The 22,221-nt window shown below is 50.3% G+C and carries 18 protein-coding genes and 4 tRNA genes; 18 read left to right on the top strand and 4 right to left on the bottom strand.

Translation table 11 applies throughout. The features are described from left to right. Positions 1-184: 184 nt before the first annotated feature. The 3 genes from BZG80_RS00570 to rsgA all read right to left on the bottom strand — a co-directional run bounded on the left by BZG80_RS00570 (position 185) and on the right by rsgA (position 3,787). Positions 185-1,591, bottom strand: a complete 1,407-nt coding sequence (locus BZG80_RS00570) for an SLC13 family permease (protein WP_077660561.1) — start codon at positions 1,589-1,591, stop codon at positions 185-187. Between the two features lie 182 nt (positions 1,592-1,773). Then, positions 1,774-2,637 (bottom strand): archaetidylserine decarboxylase, encoded by an 864-nt coding sequence (gene asd, locus BZG80_RS00565; protein ID WP_077660560.1) that lies wholly within the window; start codon positions 2,635-2,637, stop codon positions 1,774-1,776. Between the two features lie 97 nt (positions 2,638-2,734). After that, entirely contained in the window at positions 2,735-3,787 is a 1,053-nt protein-coding gene (gene rsgA, locus BZG80_RS00560) for a small ribosomal subunit biogenesis GTPase RsgA (protein ID WP_077678542.1), read from the bottom strand. 79 nt (positions 3,788-3,866) lie between these two features. On the opposite strand from rsgA, the gene orn reads away from it, so the two are divergent. The 5 genes from orn to BZG80_RS00535 all read left to right on the top strand — a co-directional run bounded on the left by orn (position 3,867) and on the right by BZG80_RS00535 (position 4,934). Beyond that, a complete protein-coding gene (orn, locus tag BZG80_RS00555) occupies positions 3,867-4,412 on the top strand; it encodes an oligoribonuclease (protein ID WP_077678541.1) in 546 nt (181 codons plus the stop codon). 132 nt (positions 4,413-4,544) lie between these two features. Further along, positions 4,545-4,620, top strand: a tRNA-Gly gene (locus tag BZG80_RS00550). A gap of 38 nt (positions 4,621-4,658) precedes the next feature. After that, a tRNA-Gly gene (locus BZG80_RS00545) sits at positions 4,659-4,734 on the top strand. A gap of 30 nt (positions 4,735-4,764) precedes the next feature. Beyond that, a tRNA-Gly gene (locus BZG80_RS00540) sits at positions 4,765-4,840 on the top strand. Between the two features lie 18 nt (positions 4,841-4,858). Beyond that, a tRNA-Gly gene (locus tag BZG80_RS00535) sits at positions 4,859-4,934 on the top strand. A gap of 470 nt (positions 4,935-5,404) precedes the next feature. Here BZG80_RS00535 and queG read toward each other — a convergent pair. Next, positions 5,405-6,532: a tRNA epoxyqueuosine(34) reductase QueG gene (gene queG, locus BZG80_RS00530; protein WP_158011514.1), complete on the bottom strand. Its 1,128-nt coding sequence runs from the start codon at positions 6,530-6,532 to the stop codon at positions 5,405-5,407. An 80-nt stretch (positions 6,533-6,612) separates the two neighbouring features. Here queG and BZG80_RS00525 point away from each other — a divergent pair, with 80 nt between their 5' ends. From BZG80_RS00525 to rnr, 13 genes are all read left to right on the top strand, one after another. Then, positions 6,613-8,085 (top strand): bifunctional ADP-dependent NAD(P)H-hydrate dehydratase/NAD(P)H-hydrate epimerase, encoded by a 1,473-nt coding sequence (locus BZG80_RS00525; protein ID WP_028569672.1) that lies wholly within the window; start codon positions 6,613-6,615, stop codon positions 8,083-8,085. A 68-nt stretch (positions 8,086-8,153) separates the two neighbouring features. Next, positions 8,154-8,624 carry a tRNA (adenosine(37)-N6)-threonylcarbamoyltransferase complex ATPase subunit type 1 TsaE gene (gene tsaE, locus BZG80_RS00520; RefSeq protein ID WP_021023475.1) on the top strand — a complete coding sequence of 157 codons (471 nt, stop codon included), beginning with the start codon at positions 8,154-8,156 and terminating at the stop codon, positions 8,622-8,624. Between the two features lies 1 nt (position 8,625). Further along, positions 8,626-10,311, top strand: a complete 1,686-nt coding sequence (locus tag BZG80_RS00515) for an N-acetylmuramoyl-L-alanine amidase (RefSeq protein WP_077660556.1) — start codon at positions 8,626-8,628, stop codon at positions 10,309-10,311. Between the two features lies 1 nt (position 10,312). Further along, positions 10,313-12,244, top strand: a complete 1,932-nt coding sequence (gene mutL, locus BZG80_RS00510; RefSeq protein ID WP_077678539.1) for a DNA mismatch repair endonuclease MutL — start codon at positions 10,313-10,315, stop codon at positions 12,242-12,244. Beyond that, entirely contained in the window at positions 12,237-13,178 is a 942-nt protein-coding gene (gene miaA / locus BZG80_RS00505; RefSeq protein WP_077669287.1) for a tRNA (adenosine(37)-N6)-dimethylallyltransferase MiaA, read from the top strand. Before mutL ends, miaA begins: the two co-directional genes overlap by 8 nt. 76 nt (positions 13,179-13,254) lie before the next feature. Further along, entirely contained in the window at positions 13,255-13,533 is a 279-nt protein-coding gene (gene hfq / locus BZG80_RS00500; protein WP_021023479.1) for an RNA chaperone Hfq, read from the top strand. A 27-nt stretch (positions 13,534-13,560) separates the two neighbouring features. Further along, positions 13,561-14,853: a ribosome rescue GTPase HflX gene (hflX, locus tag BZG80_RS00495; RefSeq protein WP_077460015.1), complete on the top strand. Its 1,293-nt coding sequence runs from the start codon at positions 13,561-13,563 to the stop codon at positions 14,851-14,853. Between the two features lie 49 nt (positions 14,854-14,902). Continuing rightward, the gene (hflK, locus tag BZG80_RS00490) at positions 14,903-16,063 is read left to right on the top strand and encodes an FtsH protease activity modulator HflK (RefSeq protein ID WP_021023481.1); all 1,161 of its coding nucleotides are present in this window, start codon (positions 14,903-14,905) and stop codon (positions 16,061-16,063) included. Positions 16,064-16,065: 2 nt separating this feature from the next. Further along, entirely contained in the window at positions 16,066-16,956 is an 891-nt protein-coding gene (gene hflC / locus BZG80_RS00485; protein WP_021023482.1) for a protease modulator HflC, read from the top strand. 99 nt (positions 16,957-17,055) lie between these two features. Continuing rightward, positions 17,056-17,241: a DUF2065 domain-containing protein gene (locus BZG80_RS00480; protein WP_021023483.1), complete on the top strand. Its 186-nt coding sequence runs from the start codon at positions 17,056-17,058 to the stop codon at positions 17,239-17,241. A gap of 125 nt (positions 17,242-17,366) precedes the next feature. Next, positions 17,367-18,665, top strand: coding sequence for an adenylosuccinate synthase (locus BZG80_RS00475; RefSeq protein WP_025744518.1), 1,299 nt, complete (start codon positions 17,367-17,369; stop codon positions 18,663-18,665). A gap of 204 nt (positions 18,666-18,869) precedes the next feature. Further along, positions 18,870-19,505 carry a flagellar protein MotX gene (gene motX, locus BZG80_RS00465; protein WP_021023486.1) on the top strand — a complete coding sequence of 212 codons (636 nt, stop codon included), beginning with the start codon at positions 18,870-18,872 and terminating at the stop codon, positions 19,503-19,505. Between the two features lie 218 nt (positions 19,506-19,723). Then, a complete protein-coding gene (rnr, locus tag BZG80_RS00460) occupies positions 19,724-22,219 on the top strand; it encodes a ribonuclease R (RefSeq protein ID WP_077660554.1) in 2,496 nt (831 codons plus the stop codon). Positions 22,220-22,221 lie beyond the last annotated feature (2 nt).

The raw sequence follows: 22,221 nt of genomic DNA, 5'->3' as shown, positions 1-22,221 counted from the left end.
TGAGTATCTGCTTAATTGTAGAAAGCTTGAGCCTGGGAGGGGATAGAATTAAAAAAAAGTTTTCCTCTCAAGCTCGCTAACGCCTGCATCACTCGTGTTATCCCATTTTTAACCAATAAAAAATAGACACTTATGTAAAATGGAAACGACTTATCGGTTTTTTGTCTCATCGATGAAACGCCTGTCAGGTTAATAAGACAACCCCGCCATAAACCAGCATCAAACCACTAACCCCGAGAATAAGGCCGACTTTGACCAGATCTTGACTACTGATAAACCCCGTGGAGTAAGCGAGCGAGTTGGGAGGGGTCGATACCGGTAAAATCATGCCGAGAGAGGCGGAAAAAGCGACAACAATGAGCAAGCCTTGCATGCCGCCAATGCTTGCTAACGCTGGCATGGAAGAGGCAATCGCCGCCGCAATCGGCATTAACAAGTTTGCGGTCGCTGTATTGGACATAAAATTAGCCATCAGCCAGCAAATCACCGATAAGGTAATTAAAACGGTCATGGCAGTGAGCAAGCTGTAATCCACTGCATGGGCGAGGGCTGCGGCGAGACCGGTTTGATCCAGTGCGATCCCCATTGCAATCCCGCCGGCGACCAGCCAAAGCACATCCCAGTTAATTTGCTTAAGCTCTGGCTTACCAATGATCCCTGTCAGGGTAAAAATAGCCAGAGGGATCACCGCGACGACATACGTATTCATGCCATGAGCGCCTGTGGTGAGCCACAGAACAATGGTCAGCGCAAAGGTAATATAAACGGTATAGGCTTGCCAGCTTTGTAAAAAACGGCCTTCTAACGCAAGCTCCACTCGAGTGTGTTGACTGCGAAAGAGGCGTTGTAACAGCCACCAAGCAAAACTGAGTTGGACGATCACGAAGGGGAGCCCCATCTTCATCCAGTCTAAAAAGGAGACTTGATATTCGCCGGTTAAATACTGTAGCGCGATCGCGTTTGGCGGTGTGCCGATAGGGGTAGCGATTCCTCCGGTATTCGCGGCGACCGGAATGCAAAGCACCATCGCTTTAATTAACGGATCGCCTTTGGGTAGCACACTGATAATGGGCGCTAATAGGGCCAACATCATGACAGTTGTCGCGGTATTGGACATAAACATTGAAAATACCGCCGTGATCAACATCAGCCCCAGCATAATGAACTTGGGGTGTTGGCCGAAAGGTTTGAGTAACACGCGGGCAAGGTTAATGTCGAGCTGATATTTAGACGCCGCGATAGCCAACGAAAACCCACCCATAAACAGGATGATAATAGGCGATGAAAAGGCACTTAATATATCGGTGTAAGGAATTAACTCGCCACGCGGATGATGAGGCGTTATGCCACGAAACCAGTGCAAGCCTTTGTCTGAAATCATGATCAGTTGCAGGGTGATGATGAGCAAAGACGTAGAAAAAACGGGAACGGGCTCAAGCACCCACAATAACGCGGCCATTAAAAAGATGGCTAATAAGCGGTGCTGAATAATCGTAAGATCGGCAATAGGCAACCAATCAGTGGGGATGAGCAGTAATAATAAGGGGAAGCCGAGTGCGACAAGTAGCTTGATAAAACGAGCATTAACCACAAATACGCTCCTTCGTCATTGGTGGGCGACCGCGTCATGCCTTACAGTTGGATTGGCAAGCGCTTTATTGCTAACAGAATACCTCCAATAATACGGACCTTGCCTGTTGATTAACGGGAAAAATCTCCGAATTTCGACACAAAAAAGGGGCATAAATGCCCCTTATCTCACAATTTTTTCGATTACGCCTGCCGATGCGCGTAGGGCTGCCCCATTTGCGTAGGTGCGCCAGGGGTAACTTGGTCGTCGAAGTGCAGGGCACCGTTTGGAAAGAGGTTAATCACGGTTGAGCCCAGCTTGAATCGGCCCATCTCATCACCTTGGACAAAGTGAATCGCTTGCTCGCCCTCGGTCGGGTATTGCCAACGACGAATGCTGCCGCCAGTTGGCGGTGTCACCGTGCCCGCCCACGTGGTTTCAATGCTACCGACAATGGTCGCCCCCACTAAAATTTGCGCCATGGGGCCGAAATCTGTTTCAAAGAGACAGACAACACGCTCATTGCGCGCGAACAGGTTGGGAACGTTTTCTGCTGTTACCGGGTTGACTGAAAAGAGATCGCCAGGAATATAGATCATCTCGCGCAGTACCCCGTCGCATGGCATATGGACGCGGTGATAATCACGCGGTGAGAGATATAAGGTGGCGAACGCTCCCTCATCAAATTGGCTGGCGAGTGCTGCATCGCCGCCGATTAATTCGGTTAATGAAAAGTAGTGGCCTTTGGCTTGGATTAATTGCCCCTGCTCGATGCGTCCCGCTTGACTGACGCAGGCATCGGCAGGAAAAACCAAGGTATCATTATCGCCTTCGATGGGACGTAACGCAGGTTTTAGTTCACGGACAAAAAAATCATTAAAGGTACGATAGTAGCCAGGATCACTGACCTTTGCTTCGCCCATATCGACGTGATACTGCTTAATAAACCACTTAATCACCGAGGTTGTGAACCAGCCGCCTTTTAAGCTAGCCAATTTGCCCATGACTCGGGTAAGAGCGTGTTTCGGCGCAAGGTATTGCAGCCCGACTTTTAAATCGTCTCGCACAGTTTCGTCCTGACAAGTTATTGAATGTTAATTACGCTCAATGCGTGCTATGGATTGGCACGCAGTGTAGCGAATCAATACGTGTAGTGACAGCGGCTCACAGTTGCTTATTTCGTGAGAACTGTCGGTTATCTTTTGCTTCTTTCATGCTTTCAATAATGCGGTGGTAGCTGTCAAAGCGTTCGACACTAATATGGCCATCTTTGACCGCCTGACGAAGCAGGCAACCTGGGTCGTCGCCATGTTTGCAGTCGCGGAATTTGCACCCACCTAAATACTCACGAAATTCGACAAACCCATGGGCGATTTGTTCCGGCTCAAGGTGCCATAAACCGAACTCGCGCACGCCAGGCGAGTCAATGAGATCGCCCCCTTGGGCGAAATGATACAAGCGTGCCGCGGTCGTGGTGTGCTGCCCCAGACCTGAGTTTTCTGATACCTGATGCGTTTGCGCATGCACATCGGGTAACAAGGTATTGACCAAGCTTGATTTACCCACGCCTGATTGTCCCACGAACACACTGACATGTTGATCCAATTGTTCAACCAGTGTCGACATGCCCTCACCAGAATCGGCGCTCACCATCACCAAGGGATAGCCAATATCTCGATAGATATCGAGCAGCGTCTCGACCATTTCTCGGCCGTCATCATCCAGCAGGTCGACTTTATTGACCACAATGAGCGGGGCGATATTGAGTACTTCACACGCAATTAAGTAACGGTCGATAATATTGAGCGACAGCTCGGGTAAGATCGCGGCCACGATCACCACTTGATCGATATTGGCGGCAACGGGTTTAACGCCGTCATAGTAATCTGGCCGTGTTAGAACCGACATGCGATCATGTACCGCTTCAACCACGCCGGCAAATCCCTCGAGTGCTTCTTTGCCTGGGCGCCAAATGACGCGATCACCTGTTACCAGGCTACCGACGGAACGACGAAGATTGCACCGGTGTATTTTCCCTGTTTGCGGATCTTCAATGTCGGCATGTTGCCCAAATCGCGTGATCACTCGGCCTTCACGAGAAGACTCAAGGGCAGCATCTTCCCATTGGATGTCGTTATCATGCTGTTTGATCCGACGTTGCTGGTTCGATCGAACCCGCCGCAATTGGCCTTTAGTAAGCTTTTTCTTTTTTGCCACGTTGACTCTTATCAGTTAAGTTGGCTTTCATATCAAGCACAGTATGATACATGGTTTACCCATAAAAAAGGCAAGTTCAATGGCGTTCAGTGAAAACAATTTAATCTGGATCGATCTGGAAATGACCGGGCTCGATCCGGACACCCACAAGATCATTGAGATCGCAACGATTGTGACCGATGCACAGCTTAATATCCTGGCAGAAGGGCCGGTATTAGCGATCCATCAGCCGCAAAGCGAACTCGATAAAATGGACGATTGGTGTACGCAAACGCATACCCAGTCTGGTTTGGTTGCGCGTGTGCAACAAAGCCAAGTCAGTGAGCAAGCGGCTATTGAGAAAACGATCGCATTTTTATCTCAATGGGTACCCGCGGGGGCCTCCCCGATTTGTGGTAACAGTGTGGGCCAAGATCGTCGTTTTCTCTATCGTCATATGCCAGAGCTGGAGCGTTATTTTCACTATCGCACCGTGGACGTCAGTACGCTGAAAGAGCTTACGCGCCGTTGGCAGCCCGAAATACTGAATGCGTTTTCTAAAAAAGGCACCCATTTAGCCCTTGACGACATTCGGGAATCAATTGCAGAATTGCAGTTCTATCGCGAAAGGATCCTGACGATCTGATTTTCTTTTCGTCGATCTGTTGCTCTTTTGAGCGATCAAAAGAAAAAATCATAATTTTGCTTATCAGCACTTGCAACCCGGTTTTTTCTTCGTATAATTCGCAGCCCTAACGACGTGAATCGTCTGTTGAAAGCGACATTAGCTCAGCTGGTAGAGCGCAACCTTGCCAAGGTTGAGGTCACGAGTTCGAACCTCGTATGTCGCTCCAAATTAAATATCGATCTGATAGTGATCAGGTCGATCTAAGCGACACTAGCTCAGCTGGTAGAGCGCAACCTTGCCAAGGTTGAGGTCACGAGTTCGAACCTCGTGTGTCGCTCCAATTTAAAATTCGATGTTACGCATCGGCAATGCGACATTAGCTCAGCTGGTAGAGCGCAACCTTGCCAAGGTTGAGGTCACGAGTTCGAACCTCGTATGTCGCTCCAAATAACAATTCGGTATAAGCGACACTAGCTCAGCTGGTAGAGCGCAACCTTGCCAAGGTTGAGGTCACGGGTTCGAACCCCGTGTGTCGCTCCAATCACTTGGTTAACCGCAAGTGTGGCGTTACATATAGCGCCGTCTTTAATGCTGTGAAGCATCATCTCAAGCATCAAATTCACACCTTACGTACTTCCTCTGGAAACGGCGTATTGGTGTGCTTTTAATTACTAATGCACAGCTTTATCCACAAGATTCGTTTTGTGGATAACTTGGTTGATGAATTCTATAAAGCCCGCCACGCTGGTGATCTTGTCAGCAAGCACGAGGATGATGTTGTACACCTGTAATAAACACCATTTTTCTCTATTTAGCTGAAAATAAAGGGGAATAGTGTATTTTTTTCCAGGTTAACTAATGCTTTTCCACAGTGTTATTCACTATCGTGATCTTGCTCGCTTAATGCCCTGCCTATGTGTTTAACTATCAAAAAGTGCACCATAAACACACATTGCTTATTAGTTTTCCACATAATGTGAATGGCGTCATCTTTCTGCTATTTAACAGTGCTAAGCGTCTCGCGGTAACCCTTTTTCAATGATGCGCACCAGGCGGCGAGTGCCGGTGGGGAGTACGGCCACATCAATGCGCTGTCGTTTGCTTTCTTGCTCACCGAGCGCCCACTCTATATGTGCATCAACCAATGCATCCTCTCCATGTCGGGCTCGTAAGCTCGCAACGATCTCTGGATCATAAGGCGCGTTGCCCATCGCGATAGCAAGATTGCGTCGCCACTTTTTAATCCCAATACGACGAATAGCCGACCCTTGCGTTAAGGATAAAAAAGTGTCCTCATCCCAATTAAAAAGTGTGGTGAGCGGCTGTTGATCAAGGCTAGGGCGACAGTGAAAGTCGGCTTCTAAGGTGAGTTCAGCCTCGCGGTTGAATGGACAAACGAGCTGGCAGTCATCGCAACCGTAAATGCGGTTACCTATCGCGTGGCGAAACTCCATAGGGATCACACCATCATATTCAATGGTGAGGTAGGAAATACAGCGCCGGGCATCGACCACGCCTTCCGCAACAATCGCTTGGGTTGGGCAGCTCGTCATACAAGCAACGCACTTGCCACACTGATTATCAACGGGAGTATCCGTCGGTAAAGGGAGATCAACCAATAGCTCGCCGAGGAAAAACCAGGATCCCGTTTCTTCGTTAAGGATCAATGAGTGTTTACCTGTCCATCCTAACCCTGCTTTTTCTGCCAACGGACGTTCTAAAATAGGTGCCGAGTCGACAAAAGGACGATAGCCATAGGGACCAACCTCGGCTTCGATTTGCTGCCCCAGCTTTTTCAATCGGTTGCGGATGAGTTTGTGATAGTCGCGCCCTAAAGAATAGCGACTCACATAACCTAAACGTGGATTGGCCAATGTGGTGGCAAATCCCGCTTCTGGTGGTAAATAATTCATGCGTACACTGATCACGCGTACCGTACCAGGCACCAACTCCTCTGGGCGCGCACGCATCATGCCATGTCGCGCCATCCACGCCATCTCACCGTGATAGCCATTGTCGAGCCAACGTTGCAGTTGCGCCTCATGTTGCTTGAGATCAACATCCGTGATCCCGACATGCTGGAAGCCTAGCGCTTGTCCCCATTGCTTGATACGTTGGGCTAATTGGTCGAAATTAATCGATGCATCGGGCGTGGGTTGCGACATAGCGGTAGATCCTGAGGCCTTAAGTGGTGCAGTACAATCAATGGAGGCAGTTGATGGCGACAAGTTTACCACAGAGTTTCTATCGTGCAGAGCAAGTTCGTGAAGGCGAACAGGCTGTCGCGCGTGCGTTGGATATTCCTATGTATCAGCTGATGTTAAGAGCGGGCCAAGCCGTCTTTGATAGTATCAATCAGTATTACCCTAACGCGGCACGGTTATTGATCGTCTGTGGTGCGGGCAACAACGCCGGCGATGGTTATGTGATTGCTCGGTTGGCGAAATCAGCGGGATTAAATGTCACCATATGGTCATTGGTCGCGCCAGAAAAACTTAGTGGCGACGCGGCAACCGCTTGGCAAGAGTGGCAAGATTGTGGTGGAAGCGTTATTAAGACCCAGCCTACCGTCACGCAGTTTGATGTTATTGTCGATGCCATGTTGGGCACCGGTTTATCGCGCGCGGTTGAAGGCGATTTTGCCCAAGCGGTCAGGGTGATTAATCATTGCCACGTGCCAGTGGTGGCGGTTGATATTCCGTCTGGCTTATGTGCCAACAGTGGCTGTGTAAAAGGTGTGGCAATCGCAGCGGATATAACGGTTACCTTGATTGCATTAAAACAAGGCTTATTAACCGGGCAAGCGGTCACGCATCGCGGTGAACTTATTTTTGCTGGTCTCAATGTAGCAACAGCCTTTGCACGTCAAGCGGAACCGGCTGGGCAGCTGATCAGTGACGATATCAAAACGCAATGCCTCCCGCCCCGAGCGCGCAGCGCACATAAAGGGCAATTTGGTCGCGTTCTTTGTTTAGGCGGTGACCATGGTATGGCCGGTGCCGTGACGCTTTGTGCCCAAGCTGCGTTACGCACTGGCGCCGGCCTCGTCAAAGTTGTGACGCAAAAAGACCATACCTTGATGCTCGTCACGCGTCAGCCTGAGCTAATGACGCAAAGCTGGGCGCCGGGCCAATCATTAGGTGATGCCTTGTCTTGGGCCACCCATATTGTTATCGGCCCTGGACTTGGCCAGAGTGCGTGGTCGGATGCACTCTGGACCATTGCCCTCTCGGCACGGTTGCCTAAGGTTGTTGATGCGGATGGATTAAATAAATTAGCGCGGCAACCCCAACACCGCGACGATTGGATTCTCACGCCTCATCCAGGCGAGGCCGCTCGCTTATTGGGCTGTGAAGTAAAAGAGGTGGAACTCGATCGTTTTGCCGCCGTCAAAGCGATACAAACACGGTATGGTGGTGTCGTTTTGCTTAAAGGGGCAGGAACGATCGTATATGATGGCACAGATTATGCTGTTGCAAATGTGGGCAATCCTGGCATGGCGTCTGGGGGTATGGGCGATGTTCTCTCGGGGGTAATCGGTAGTTTGTTGGCGCAAGGCGTTGATTTATTCTCGGCGGCAACATTGGGTTGCTACCTTCATGGTAAAGCGGGTGATTACGCCGCTCAGGCCGGTGAAAGAGGATTGCTCGCCAGCGATTTGTTTCCCTATTTGCAGCAGTTAGTGGATTAGAGAAACGCGCCTGGTTCAGTAATCAGAGCCGTTTATGACATAAATAACAGACGAGATCCCAAAGTAGTATGACCCAGACTTTTATCACTCAGTTGACCGATGCGGATCGCACGGTGGCTTTCGGCGCGGCACTGGCGCGTGCTTGTACGCAAAGTACAACCTGCTATCTACATGGCGATCTTGGTGCGGGAAAGACCACGTTTTGCCGCGGTTTTATCCAGGCGATGGGGCATACCGGTAATGTCAAAAGTCCAACCTATACCTTGGTTGAACCTTATGAGCTAACACCTTGGCAAGTGTATCATTTCGATCTCTACCGTTTGGCGGATCCAGAAGAGTTAGAGTTTATGGGGATCCGAGATTATTTTAATCAACAAGCGCTGTGCTTAATTGAATGGCCAGAAAAGGGAGAAGGCTGGTTACCGCATGCCGATCTGGATATCACTCTGCGTTACGACGGTGAGCAGCGCAACCTTATTATTGATGCCAATAGCGCGGCAGGCCTGGCTATTATCGACCGCCTAGAATGGGAAGACTAGCATGATGTGGCAGCGGCTTTGCATCTTGATGATCGCCAGTTTGTTGAGTGCAACAAGTTGGGCCAACAAAATCGAAAATATTCGGGTGTGGCCGGCACCGAATGAAACCCGGGTGGTGGTTGATCTCGCTGAAAAGGCGGATTTTAGTTATTTTTCTTTAACACGTCCGGACCGACTTGTGGTCGACTTGAAACAAAGTCAGCTCGCCACCGGCTTGCCAAAGCAGGTTAAAGGCAGCGATATTCTGACTAAAATCCGCAAGAGCAGTCCCCCTGATGCCAGCACGTATCGACTGGTTTTTGAGTTAAAAAATGACGCTAAGCCGACGATATTTTCTCTCGCACCGGGAGGCGAGTATGGCCACCGTTTAGTGGTTGATTTACCGCACGCGCAAAAAGTGGATAAGAACAAACCGACACTCTCGGTAGCGGAAAAGAAGCGGCGTGAGACGGTCGCGGCTTTACCCTTTGGCACTGAAGACATTGTCGTCGCGATTGACCCCGGGCACGGCGGTAACGATCCCGGCGCCATTGGGCCGCGTCGCAAGCAGGAAAAAGATGTCAATCTTGCCATTGCTAAACAAGCGGCTGCACGCATCAATGCGGTGCCGGGAATGCGGGCCGTCTTGACCCGTACCGGTGACTATTTTGTTGATTTGAATCAGCGTTCTGAAATCGCACGCAAACACAAAGCCCATTTACTCGTCTCAGTGCATGCCGACGGTTTTCATCAGCCACAACCTCGTGGTGCCTCGGTGTGGGTGCTCTCACGCCGTCGAGCGAACAGCGAAATTGGTCGCTGGATTGAAAAACATGAAGAGCAATCCAACTTGTTAGGTGGTGGCTCTTTGCTCGCACAAAATAACGAGGACGAATATTTAAGCCGTGCGGTGTTGGACTTGCAGTTTAGTAACTCGCAAAAAGAAGGCTACAACGTCGCGACTCGGGTGCTTAAAGAGCTGGGTAAAGTGACCAAGCTGCATAAATCGAGCCCTGAGCATGCGAGTTTGGCCGTGCTCAAATCGCCGGATATCCCGTCTTTGTTGGTAGAGACCGGATTTATTTCTAATCCGCAAGAAGAGCGTTTGTTGTTCCAACGAGGGCATCAACGTGGTTTGGCGAATGCCATTTATCACGGTATTCGTAATTATTTTGAACGCTTTCCTCCTGACGGCACCTTGTTTGCCGCGCGCAAAAACGGGGTAAAACACAAAGTCAGCCCGGGACAGTCCCTCTCAGTTATCGCCAAACAGTATCAAAGCTCAATAGCTGCGATAAAATCGGCGAACGGCTTAACCTCAAGCACGCTGCAGGTGGGACAAGTGCTATCAATTCCAAATGTCGATGTGGCTAAGTTAGCCGGTAAAGCCGAGCGGGCATCCACACAAACCCTGACTCATACCGTGAGCCGAGGCGAATTTCTCGGTAAAATCGCCGAGCAGTATCAAGTCTCACTGAGCACGCTTCGCCAAGCGAACAATCTCAAGTCCGATACCCTTTGGGTCGGGCAAAAACTGAAGGTCCCTGGTGCGACATCACCGGCCATCAAGCACAAAGTGAAACGCGGTGAATACCTCGGTAAAATTGCCAGTAATTATGGGGTGACGATCGAAAGCTTACGTCGTGCCAATGAACTCGGCTCAGATACCCTGGCGGTCGGACAAACCTTAATTATTCCAGGAAGCTGATATGGCGATTGAGATATTACCCGCTCGACTCGCCAACCAAATCGCCGCGGGCGAAGTGGTCGAGCGGCCAGCATCGGTGGTTAAAGAGCTGGTGGAAAACAGTATTGATGCCGGCGCAACCCGTATTGACGTCGATATTGAAAAAGGCGGCAGTAAGCTCATTCGTGTCCGTGATAATGGTGTTGGGATCAGCAAAACAGATTTACAGCTGGCATTAAGTCGCCATGCGACCTCCAAAATCCACAGCCTGGATGATTTAGAAGCGATCATGAGCTTGGGCTTTCGGGGAGAGGCGTTAGCGAGTGTGAGCGCCGTTTCGCGCCTTACCATTACCTCTCGCCCCGCGGAACAGCAAGAAGCGTGGTCAGCCTTTGCTGAAGGACGCGATATGGTCGTTAGCGTGAAACCGGCAGCGCATCCGGTGGGTTGTACCGTGGAAGTGGTGGATTTATTTTTTAACACGCCAGCCCGACGTAAGTTCTTGCGTACCGATAAAACCGAGTTCAGCCATATTGATGAGTTGCTGCGACGTATCGCTTTGAGCCGATTTGATATTACCATTAACCTGCGCCACAACGGCACGCAGGTTCGCCAATATCGGCGTATCCCTGAAAAGGGGGATCCTCTACGTCGTCTAAAAGCCATCTGCGGGCAAAAATTTATTGATCATGCGCTGCGGATTGACTTGACCCATCATGATATGGCGCTGCGCGGTTGGATATGTACCCCTGATGGCGCGCGGCAGCAAAACGATATGCAGCATTGTTTTGTGAATCAGCGCATGATGAAAGATAAATTGATCAACCATGCTATCCGCCAAGGGTATGAGCAAAGCTTGGCGCCCGATCAGTATGCCGCTTATGTGCTTTATATCGATGTGGATCCGCATCAGGTAGACGTTAACGTTCATCCGGCGAAGCATGAAGTCCGCTTTCATCAAGCACGGCTGGTGCATGACTTTATTTATCAAGCGATTTATGACGGGCTGCAACAATCATCGTTACCCATCGACGAGACGGTCAATCCAGAGACCGGCGAGGTCAGAGAGACAGTGTCTTATCAGCCTCGAGCATCGGCCGTGGCAACCGACCATCCCTATCAGCAAGCGGTGAATGCCTTCCCCGCTTATCCGGGGAAGCAGTCAACCGAGTCGTCATGGCCAGCAAAAGGGCAAGCTTCGCGCGCTGACCGTTCGAGTACGCCTTCCAAGCACGCGACCCAAGCCTATCAAAGGTTAATGACGCCGCGAGCCGCCGTTCACACTGACGATGCGAAGGATGAGGCGACATCGAGTGAGCAGTCGCCTTCGCCGGTTAGCGTAAGCACGTGTATGGCACCAGCTAAGATAGTAAGTGGTCAACCTGGTTTGGGAAAGGTACTCGCGGTGATTGATCAGCATTATGTGCTGATGTCGTGGGGTGAGGATTTATGGTTAGCTGATCATCATCGGTTAGAAAGCTGGCGTCATCAAGGAGCGTTACAACCAGCCTTGGCGGAGGGATTAGTGACTCAGCCTTTATTAATTCCACAACGTTTATCCGCGTCTGCATCCGAATGTGATGCGATTAGCCACTATCAAACGTTACTGGGGCAATTTGGTATTCATATTCGGGTAAAAGGCCAGCAGTTAATGGTGATGTCTGTGTGCCAACCACTGCGGCAACAGAATCTGCAAGCCTTTGTTCCAGCCCTGCTGAACTTTTTAGGCGGCTTAGACCCCAGCCAATCTAATCCGGATCACCGTGCGAACCTGTTGGGTTGGCTGGCAAAGCAGTTGACAGTTGCATCGGATCCAGTCAGCCTTGCGCAAGCGGTACAGACCGTATCGGAAATTGAACAGTATTGGCAGGGTGAGGCGTTGGAAAAAGGGCGACAACGCTTGTTTACGCGCCTCGACCTAACCTCAGCAATAGAAGCATTACAACATGACTAATCCGCTGCCTAAGGCCATTTTTTTGATGGGGCCAACCGCCTCGGGAAAAACGGATCTGGCCATTGCATTACGCAATACCATGCCGGTTGAAATTATTAGTGTTGATTCGGCCTTAATTTATCGAGGGATGGATATTGGTACCGCCAAGCCAACCGCTGACGAATTAGCACAGGCGCCGCATCGCCTCATCGACATTCGAGATCCCGCTCAGGCTTATTCCGCAGCCGACTTTCGTGAAGACGCCCTCACAGAAATGAAGAAGATCGTGTCGAATGGCAAGATCCCTCTGTTGGTTGGGGGCACCATGTTGTATTTTAAAGCGTTATTAGAAGGGTTATCGCCATTACCCAGTGCGGATCCTAGTGTGCGTGACGCATTAGAAAAAGAAGCGCAGCAGCATGGCTGGGAAGCGCTTCATGCACAGTTATGTGATGTTGATCCTGTTTCTGGTGCGCGGATCCATCGCAACGATCCGCAGCGGATTATGCGGGCACTTGAGGTGTACCGTATCAGTGGACAAACCCTGACCGCATTGACGGAAAAAAAAGGTGAACCTTTGCCGTATCAGGTACACCAATTTGCAATAGCGCCTCAGGAACGAGGTGAGTTGCATCGCCGCATTGAGCTCAGATTTGACAAAATGGTTGAAGCGGGCTTTGAAAAGGAGGTACGTACACTGTTTGAGCGAGAGGATCTGCATCCCGATCTGCCCTCGATCCGCTGTGTTGGATATCGCCAAATGTGGGATTATTTGGCCGGACGTAGCACCCATGATGAAGCCGTTTACCGTGGGATTTGCGCGACGCGCCAGTTAGCCAAACGTCAGATAACTTGGCTGCGAGGCTGGGAAAATGTGACGTGGCTTGACAGTGACGCGCCGTCACTGTCTTTACAAACGGTGACAAAAGCGTTGACGGCAGGGACGGAAACTTGATGTATACTGTCACTGACAAGGACGCTGCTTAACCGCGACATTGACTACAATTACAAACAAATAAGGAAAAGAACTAATGGCTAAGGGGCAATCATTACAAGACCCATTCCTAAATGCGTTACGTCGTGAGCGTATTCCTGTTTCCATTTACCTTGTGAATGGCATTAAGTTACAAGGGCAAATCGAATCGTTTGATCAGTTTGTGATCTTGCTGAAAAACACCGTGAATCAAATGGTGTACAAGCATGCCATTTCTACTGTGGTGCCGGCACGTGCCGTGAGCCATCACAATAATAACCAAGGGGCTGGAGAGCGTCCACAGGGCGATCGTCAGCAAGAAAAACCTGAGGAGTGAGTATTCAATTGCTAAGGAGTCTTTCGCTTGTTTGACCGTTACGAGGCCGGTGAACAGGCTGTACTCGTTCATATTAATTTTACCCATGATGGCGAGTGGGATGATCTCAGTGAGTTTCAAATGCTGGTTTCGTCCTCGGGTGTCGACGCCTTGCAAGTTGTTGTCGGCAGCCGTCAGTCTCCTCACCCGAAATATTTTGTCGGCGAGGGAAAAGCCCAAGAAATTGCAGAGACCGTGCAGCATGTCGGGGCCGATGTGGTGATCTTCAATCATACCTTGTCTGCCGCCCAAGAGCGTAATCTGGAGCAGAGATTTAAATGTCGAGTATTGGACCGAACAGGCCTCATTCTCGATATTTTCGCGCAGCGTGCACGTACGCATGAGGGTAAATTGCAGGTTGAATTAGCGCAGTTACGGCATCTTTCTACCCGACTCGTGCGTGGCTGGACCCACCTTGAACGTCAGAAAGGGGGGATCGGTTTACGTGGCCCAGGGGAAACCCAGTTAGAAACGGATCGTCGCTTATTGCGTGATCGGGTAAAAGCGATTTTGCGTCGGTTAGACAAAGTGGCCAAGCAGCGCGAGCAAGGACGACGTGCGCGAGCGCGTGCCGAGGTACCAACGGTATCGCTGGTGGGGTATACCAATGCGGGTAAGTCGACGCTGTTTAATCGGATTACCGAAGCTGGCGTTTATGCAGCCGATCAACTGTTTGCTACTTTGGATCCGACCTTACGTCGGATTGAAGTCGAAGATGTCGGCACCGCGATTTTAGCCGATACCGTCGGTTTCATTCGCCATTTGCCACATGATTTGGTGGCGGCGTTTAAAGCGACATTGCAAGAAACGCAAGAAGCGAGCTTATTGTTGCATGTGGTTGACGCCAGTGATGAGCGATTGAGTGGCAACATTGAGGCTGTTGACAGCGTGCTCGAAGAGATTGAAGCCGATGATGTGCCACGTCTACTTATCATGAATAAAATAGATAGTCTGGATCAGGCTGAGCCTCGTATTGAACGAGACGACGAGGGCGTGCCGAAAGCCGTATGGGTTTCAGCCTTGTCGGGGCAAGGTATTGCGCTCATCTTTGACGCGCTGACCGAGCGTTTGGCCGGTACCATGGTGCGGCATCGATTACGACTACCGCCAAATCTAGCGGGTCGGATGCAAAGTAAATTTCACCAGATGCGATGCATTGTCAGTGAAGAATACCAAGACGATGGGCATCTATTAGTCGATGTTAGGCTGCCGCAAACAGACTGGCATCGGTTAGAAAAAAGAGAAGGCAACCAGCTTGGCGACTTTATCGTCAGTGAATAGGCTGCTAGAGTAAAAAATTATCGTCAGATCAATTTGATGGAGTGCGCGAATGGCGTGGAATGAGCCAGGAAACAATGGCGGTCCCGACAAAGACCCCTGGGGGAATCGTGGTGGCCGTAATCAAGGACCACCCGATCTTGATGAATTGTTTAATAAACTAAGCCGCAAACTGGGTGGCTTTGGTGGCCGGAAAGGCAAAGGACCTTCTTTCGGTGGCGGAATGGCGGGGCTAGGTGTCCTCGCACTCATCGGTATTATCGTATGGGGTATTTCCGGTTTCTATACCATTGGCGAAGCGCAGCGTGGTGTGGTGCTTCGGTTCGGTCAGTATGATCGTGTCGTGCAACCTGGCCTTAACTGGAAACCGACGTTTGTTGATACCGTGAGAACGGTTGATATGGAATCAATCCGCTCGCTAAACAGTTCAGGTTTGATGCTGACCAAAGATGAAAACGTGGTCAACGTCGAAATGGATGTCCAATATCGCGTGATGGATGCTCAGCAGTATCTCTACAGTGTCACCAATGCTGATGACAGCTTGCGTCAAGCAACGGATTCAGCGCTTCGTGCGGTCGTGGGTGATTCTGTGATGGATGATATTATCACTCGAGGTCGTCAAGCAGTGCGTGAGCGCACCCAAGTTGAGTTGAATCAGATCATTGATAAATACAACATGGGCTTGATTGTTGTCGACGTAAACTTCCAGTACGCACGACCACCAGAGCAGGTAAAAGATGCCTTTGATGACGCCATTGCAGCACGTGAGGATGAAGCGCGCTTTATTCGTGAAGCAGAAGCGTATCGTAATGACGTCTTGCCAAAGGCAACGGGTCGAGCCGAAACGCTGAAAAAAGCCGCATTGGGTTACAAAGCTCGTACGGTCAATGAAGCAGAAGGTGAAGTCTCTCAATTCGAAAAGCTGTTGCCAGAGTACATTGATGCGCCACGCGTGACACGTAATCGTCTGTATATCCAAACCATGGAACAGGTGTACAGCAGTACAAGTAAGGTGATGGTGGATTCGCAAAGCGGAAACAGCAACCTCTTGTATCTCCCGCTGGATAAGTTGATGGGAGGGGCAGCCGTTGGGCCTAACCAGCGTAAAGAAACGTCGAGCAGCCAGTATGGCATTGAGCTGGAGCAAAGCTCTCAGCCAAAACAGCCTGAATCGGCGCCGCGTTCTGGTTCATCACGTGAAGGGAGATACTAAGCATGCGTAAGATGATGATCCCGGTTATAGTCTTAGCGGTCGTGATATTTTTGATGTCGATCTTCGTGGTGAGTGAAGGTGAACGCAGTATTGTGATTCGCTTTGGACGTGTCCTGAAAGTGGATAACGAGATCGCGAAAATCTATCAGCCAGGTTTGCACTTTAAGTTGCCGTTGTTTGACCGAGTGAAGACCCTCGACGCGCGCATTCAAACCATGGATGACCGTGCCGATCGCTTTGTTACTGCAGAGAAAAAAGATGTCATTATCGACTCTTATCTGAAGTGGCGAATTAAAGACTTTGGTCAATACTACCTTGCCACAGGGGGCGGTAATAAGATCACGGCTGAGTCGCTGCTGCAACGTCGTATTTCTGACGGTCTGCGTGCCGAAATTGGTAACAAGACCATCAAAGAGATAGTGTCTGAAAAGCGCGACCAAGTCATGGAAGGTGTGTTGGAGCGTGCCGCGGGTGAGGGGATACGTGATTTAGGGATTGAGCTGATTGATTTGCGTATCAAGCGTATCAATCTTCCAAGCGAGATCAGTGAATCCATCTATGCCCGTATGCGTGCAGAGCGTGAAGCAGTGGCGCGTCGTCATCGTGCTCAAGGTCGTGAGCAGGCTGAAATTATTCGCGCACAAGCAGAACTTGAGGTAGCCACGATTCTTTCTCAAGCAGAGCGTCAGGCGCGAATCACACGCGGTGAAGCAGACGCTGAAGTGGCGCAGCTTTTTGCCCGTGCGTTCAAGAAAGAGCCTGAGTTCTATAGTTTTGTACGTTCGCTACAGGCCTATCGCGAGAGCTTTGACAGCAAGGGCGATATGTTGATTGTTGATCCGAAAAGTGACTTCTTCAAATACATGAAGCAGCCAGATGTGATCGATCAATAAATCGTTATCACCGACAGAAAAGACAAGGCATCGTGCCTTGTCTTTTTTTTTATAGGGTAATGATTGCGCACAGTAGAGTTCAATAAAGGAGAAGGAATCATGATGACATTCTGGGGGGCGCTCGCGCTGGTATTAATTGTCGAGGGGCTGGGGCCTATGTTATTCCCCAAGCAATGGCGACAAATGGTGACCGAGCTGAGTCAGCAGCCGGATAATCAGTTGCGACGTATCGGAGGATGTTTAGTGGTGATTGGCGCCGTATTCGCCTATTCCATCTTAGGTTAACAACGCGGCTGTCAGCTTGACGTGACAAACCCATGGAAAGAAAACGACAATACGGTTAAAAAATAACTGCAACCGAGTTTTTAAGGTGCTAGAATTCTTTTTTAACTAGCTGCATATCGAAGAAGATGGGTAATAACGTAGTCGTTCTCGGCACCCAATGGGGTGACGAAGGTAAGGGAAAGATCGTTGATCTTTTGACTGAAGATGCAAAATACGTGGTTCGCTATCAAGGCGGTCACAACGCAGGTCATACTCTTGTCATTGACGGTGAAAAGACCGTCCTACACTTGATTCCTTCTGGTATCCTCCGCAACAACGTTAAATGCATTATCGGTAATGGTGTGGTGCTGTCGCCAGACGCTTTACTGAAAGAAATGGGTGAGCTGGAAGCACGCGGCGTGCCCGTGCGTGAGCGCCTATTCCTATCAGAAGCGTGTCCTTTGATCCTGCCTTATCACATTGCGTTGGATGCAGCGCGTGAAAAAGCGCGTGGCAAGAAAGCCATTGGCACCACAGGCCGTGGTATTGGCCCAGCGTACGAAGACAAAGCGGCGCGCCGTGGTTTGCGTGTGGGTGACCTATTCGATAAAGAAGCCTTCGCTGAAAAGCTGAAAGAAGTGATGGAACTCCATAACTTCCAGCTAGAGCACTTCTATAAAGTCGAACCTGTAAGCTATGAAGACACCTTAGCCAAGGTCATGGAGCAAGCAGACATCCTCACCGGTATGGTGATTGATGTCACCCAAGAGCTCGATGATGCGCGCAAACGTGATGACAAAATCATGTTCGAAGGCGCACAAGGCACCTTGCTAGATATTGATCACGGCACTTATCCGTATGTCACCTCCTCAAACACTACCGCTGGCGGTGTGGCTGCAGGCTCTGGTTTTGGTCCTCGTCATCTTGGTTATGTGCTAGGTATCGCCAAAGCCTATTGCACGCGAGTAGGGGCAGGTCCGTTCCCAACAGAACTTGATGACGACATTGGTATGCATCTAGGCACTAAGGGTGCGGAATTTGGTGCAACCACGGGTCGTAAGCGTCGTTGTGGTTGGTTTGACGCGGTGGCTATGCGCCGTGCCGTGCAGATTAACTCGGTCTCGGGTTTTTGTTTGACCAAACTGGACGTGATGGACGGCTTGGAAGAAATCAAAATTTGTACCGGTTACAAGATGGCTGACGGCACCATGGTAGAGGTATCACCATTGGCTGCGGATGCGTACGCAAACATCGAGCCTGTTTATGAGACTATGCCGGGTTGGAGCGAAAACACCTTTGGGGTGAAGTCACTCGACGAGTTACCACAAGCTGCACTTGATTACATCAAGCGCATTGAAACCTTGACTGGCGTGCCGATTGATCTGATTTCAACTGGCCCAGACCGTAATGAAACCATCATTAAGGTTCATCCTTTCGAGAGCTAATGCTTGCGCGAAGACAAACCATGAAGCCAGCGTTTAACGCTGGCTTTTTTTATCGCTATTGGATGAGGTTGGAACCCAGATCGCGTGGAAAGCGGAAAAAACTTGCCGCCTTTGCTAAAGTCATTAAGCAGGGTGCCGATACAAAAAAGCACACGGTTAGCGCGCGCGTTGCTGTTGGGTTTCTTGGTTGAATAGCGAGTAGGCATGAAGTTTCGAACGCTGAGTTTTTCACTTTTACTAACGGTAACGACGTTGGCAACAGCAACCGCTAGAGCGGATGTGGGGCCAGCGGTGCCCTTGTATGAAGAAAGTGAACTGATCGCCTTATTCGAGACCAACTCACACCTTGAGCGTGTGGAACAAGATGAATGCCAACTCGTACAAGACATCGAAGTACGGGCAACACGTGTGGGATCTCCCGCCTATGAGTTCTTGTACGGCGATATGTTGGCGTGGGGCGTATGCGTTGATCAAGATGCCGAGCTCGGTGTGTATTACATGAAACAGGCTGCGCAGCAAGGGTTACCTGCGGCATTGGAGCAGCTAGGGCGATACTATGCGAATGGGACCTTGGTGCAGCAAGATCAACGACGCGCGATTCCTTACCTGCGCGAAGCCGCTTCATTGGGGGATACCCGCGCGCGAATTCAACTGGCCGAGTTGCTGGTGGATGACGTCGGTTCACCGCTTGATTATGAGGATGCTTATCGCTGGTTATATCAGACCATTACCGCAGACTCTGGCACGCGTGATCGTATTGCCGAATTACGCTCAGCGCTTGAAGCGCGAATGCCTCAGAATATTATCGCTCGCGCTAAAAGACGCACCAGTTACTGGTAACTACCAGCCTCTGACTGTAGGCGATTTTATCGTCAAAATCCGCTATACTCCCTTTACTCATCTGTTCCCAATCTGATTTGATATGGCCAGTTCGCCATGTTCCTCTCGTTGCCTACAAGCAAAGCGCTGAAACAAAACGTCAAACTGCGATCATCGCGGCGCAATCGCGACAGTTAACAGATATAATGAAATCAACATACGCCAATAGGAAAAGGTCTATGTCGCAAGACACAGGTTCGACAAATAATACGCCAAACAACATCGCTGCGGATCCACACCAGGCCCGTGAAGCTGAAAAATATGAAAATCCGGTTCCCAGCCGAGAGCACTTGCTGGAAGTGATCCGCAGCTTTAAGGCGCCAGTGAGCCGCGACAATCTGTTTACCCATCTCGGTTTAGACGGCGATGATCAGTATGAAGGTTTACGTCGACGCCTGCGTGCGATGGAGCGAGATGGTCAACTCGTGTTTACTCGGCGTAAGTGCTATGCCTTGCCCGAGCGTCTGGATCTGATTAAAGGGACCGTCATTGGTCACCGTGATGGTTTTGGCTTCTTGCGCCCTGAAGGGAAAGGCAATCATGACGATTGGACGTTACCGTATCATCAAATGCGTAGCGTGATGCATGGCGATGTCATTTTGGCGCAAGGTGTTGGCACCGATAAGCGCGGTCGCCAAGAAGCCCGTGTCGTGCGAGTGTTGGAAGCACGTCAAGGCCAAATCGTTGGGCGTTATTTTGTCGAAGACGGTATGGGCTTTGTCGTGCCAGACGATAGTCGCCTGGGCCAAGATATCGTGATTGATAAAGATCACACTCAGGGCGCGCGTATGGGCAATGTAGTGGTGGTTGAGATCATGCAACGTCCTACTCGCCAAACCAACCCAATGGGTAAGATTGTTGACGTGCTGGGCGAAAACATGGCGCCGGGCATGGAAATTGAAATCGCGATGCGCACCCATGATATTCCTCATCAATGGCCGGATGCCGTGCTCAAGCAAGTTAAAAGTTTGAACGAGGAAGTGCCGGAAAAAGCGAAAGAAGGCCGCGTTGATCTACGCGATCTGCCGCTGGTGACCATCGACGGTGAAGATGCCCGTGACTTTGATGATGCGGTTTACTGTGAACGTAAACGTTCTGGTGGCTGGCGTTTGTGGGTGGCAATTGCCGATGTTAGTTACTATGTGCGGCCTGATTCTGCGCTGGATAAAGAAGCGCAAAACCGCGGTAACTCGGTGTACTTCCCCAACCAAGTGGTGCCCATGTTACCAGAAGTGCTTTCCAACGGCCTATGCTCGCTCAATCCACAGGTTGATCGTCTATGTATGGTCTGTGAAATGACAATTTCTGAGTCAGGCGCACTATCCGGTTACAAGCACTATGAAGCGGTGATGAACTCACATGCGCGTTTAACCTACACCAAGGTGTCTAACATCTTAGAGGGTGATGAGACCTTGCGAGAGCGTTATCACACCTTGGTTCCACATCTAGAAACCTTGCACGATATGTACAAGGTGCTCAGTGGGGCTCGCCAACAACGCGGCGCCATTGAGTTTGAGACGGTGGAAACCCAATTTATTTTCAACGCACAGCGCAAAATCGACCGTATTGTGCCGGTGGAGCGCAACGATGCGCACAAGATCATCGAAGAATGTATGATTCTTGCCAACGTCGCCTCTGCGCGTTTTGTCGAGAAGCACAAAGAGCCAGCATTATATCGTGTTCACGAAGCACCGGGTGAAGAACGTCTTAGTGGCTTTAAAGATTTCTTAGGCGAGTTAGGCTTAAGCCTGAGTGGCGGCCTAGAGCCGACGCCGAAAGATTACGCGGCACTGATGCACGTGGTCCATGGTCGCGCGGACAGTGAGCTTATCCAGACCATGTTGCTCCGCTCGATGAAGCAAGCGGTGTATCAAGCGGATAACCAAGGTCACTTTGGTTTGGCGCTAAAACAATACGCCCACTTTACCTCGCCCATCCGTCGTTATCCGGATTTACTGTTGCACCGTGCACTCAAATACTTGATTGCCAAACAAGCGGGTAAAAACCAAGACCGTTGGACCCCGACCGGTGGCTACCACTACTCATTTGACGATATGGATGTGCTCGGCGAGCAGTGTTCAAAAACCGAGCGTCGCGCCGATGATGCCACCCGTGATGTGTCGGATTGGCTTAAATGCGAATATATGCAAGATCACGTTGGCGATGAACTGGAAGGCGTGATTGCCAATGTCACCGGTTTTGGCTTCTTTGTTCGCCTCAATGAGCTGCATATCGATGGTTTGGTTCATATCTCCAACCTAGATAACGACTATTACCGTTTTGATATGGTAGGTCAGCGTCTGGTGGGCGAAGGCTCTGGCCGCGTGTTCCGACTTGGCGATCAGGTAACGGTTAAAGTGCTGTCAGTGAATCTTGATGAGCGACAAATTGACTTTGAACTGGTAGGCTCTGAGCGCAAAGCCCGTCGCCCGGGTAAAACCGAACGCGATAAGCGCAAAAAAGGTCGTGCGGAGTCGAATAAAGATCCGCAAGCGCGCCGTGAGCGAACCTCGGTACGCCAACAGCTTAAACGTGGCGCAGTGCCAAGTGTTGAAGGCGATAAGGCGCCGGCGGATAAGCCAAGCAAAAAGAGTAAAGTAAAGTCGCCTGCGCAAAAAGCACGCAAGAAAAAGGCGAAAAAACAAAAAGCCGAAGCGGGTAAGAAAAAGAAGTAAAT

The sequence above is a fragment of the Salinivibrio sp. MA440 genome, from assembly GCF_001996265.1.
In the GTDB taxonomy this organism is placed as follows: domain Bacteria; phylum Pseudomonadota; class Gammaproteobacteria; order Enterobacterales; family Vibrionaceae; genus Salinivibrio; species Salinivibrio costicola.
This window is presented reverse-complemented; position numbering and strand designations above follow the sequence as displayed.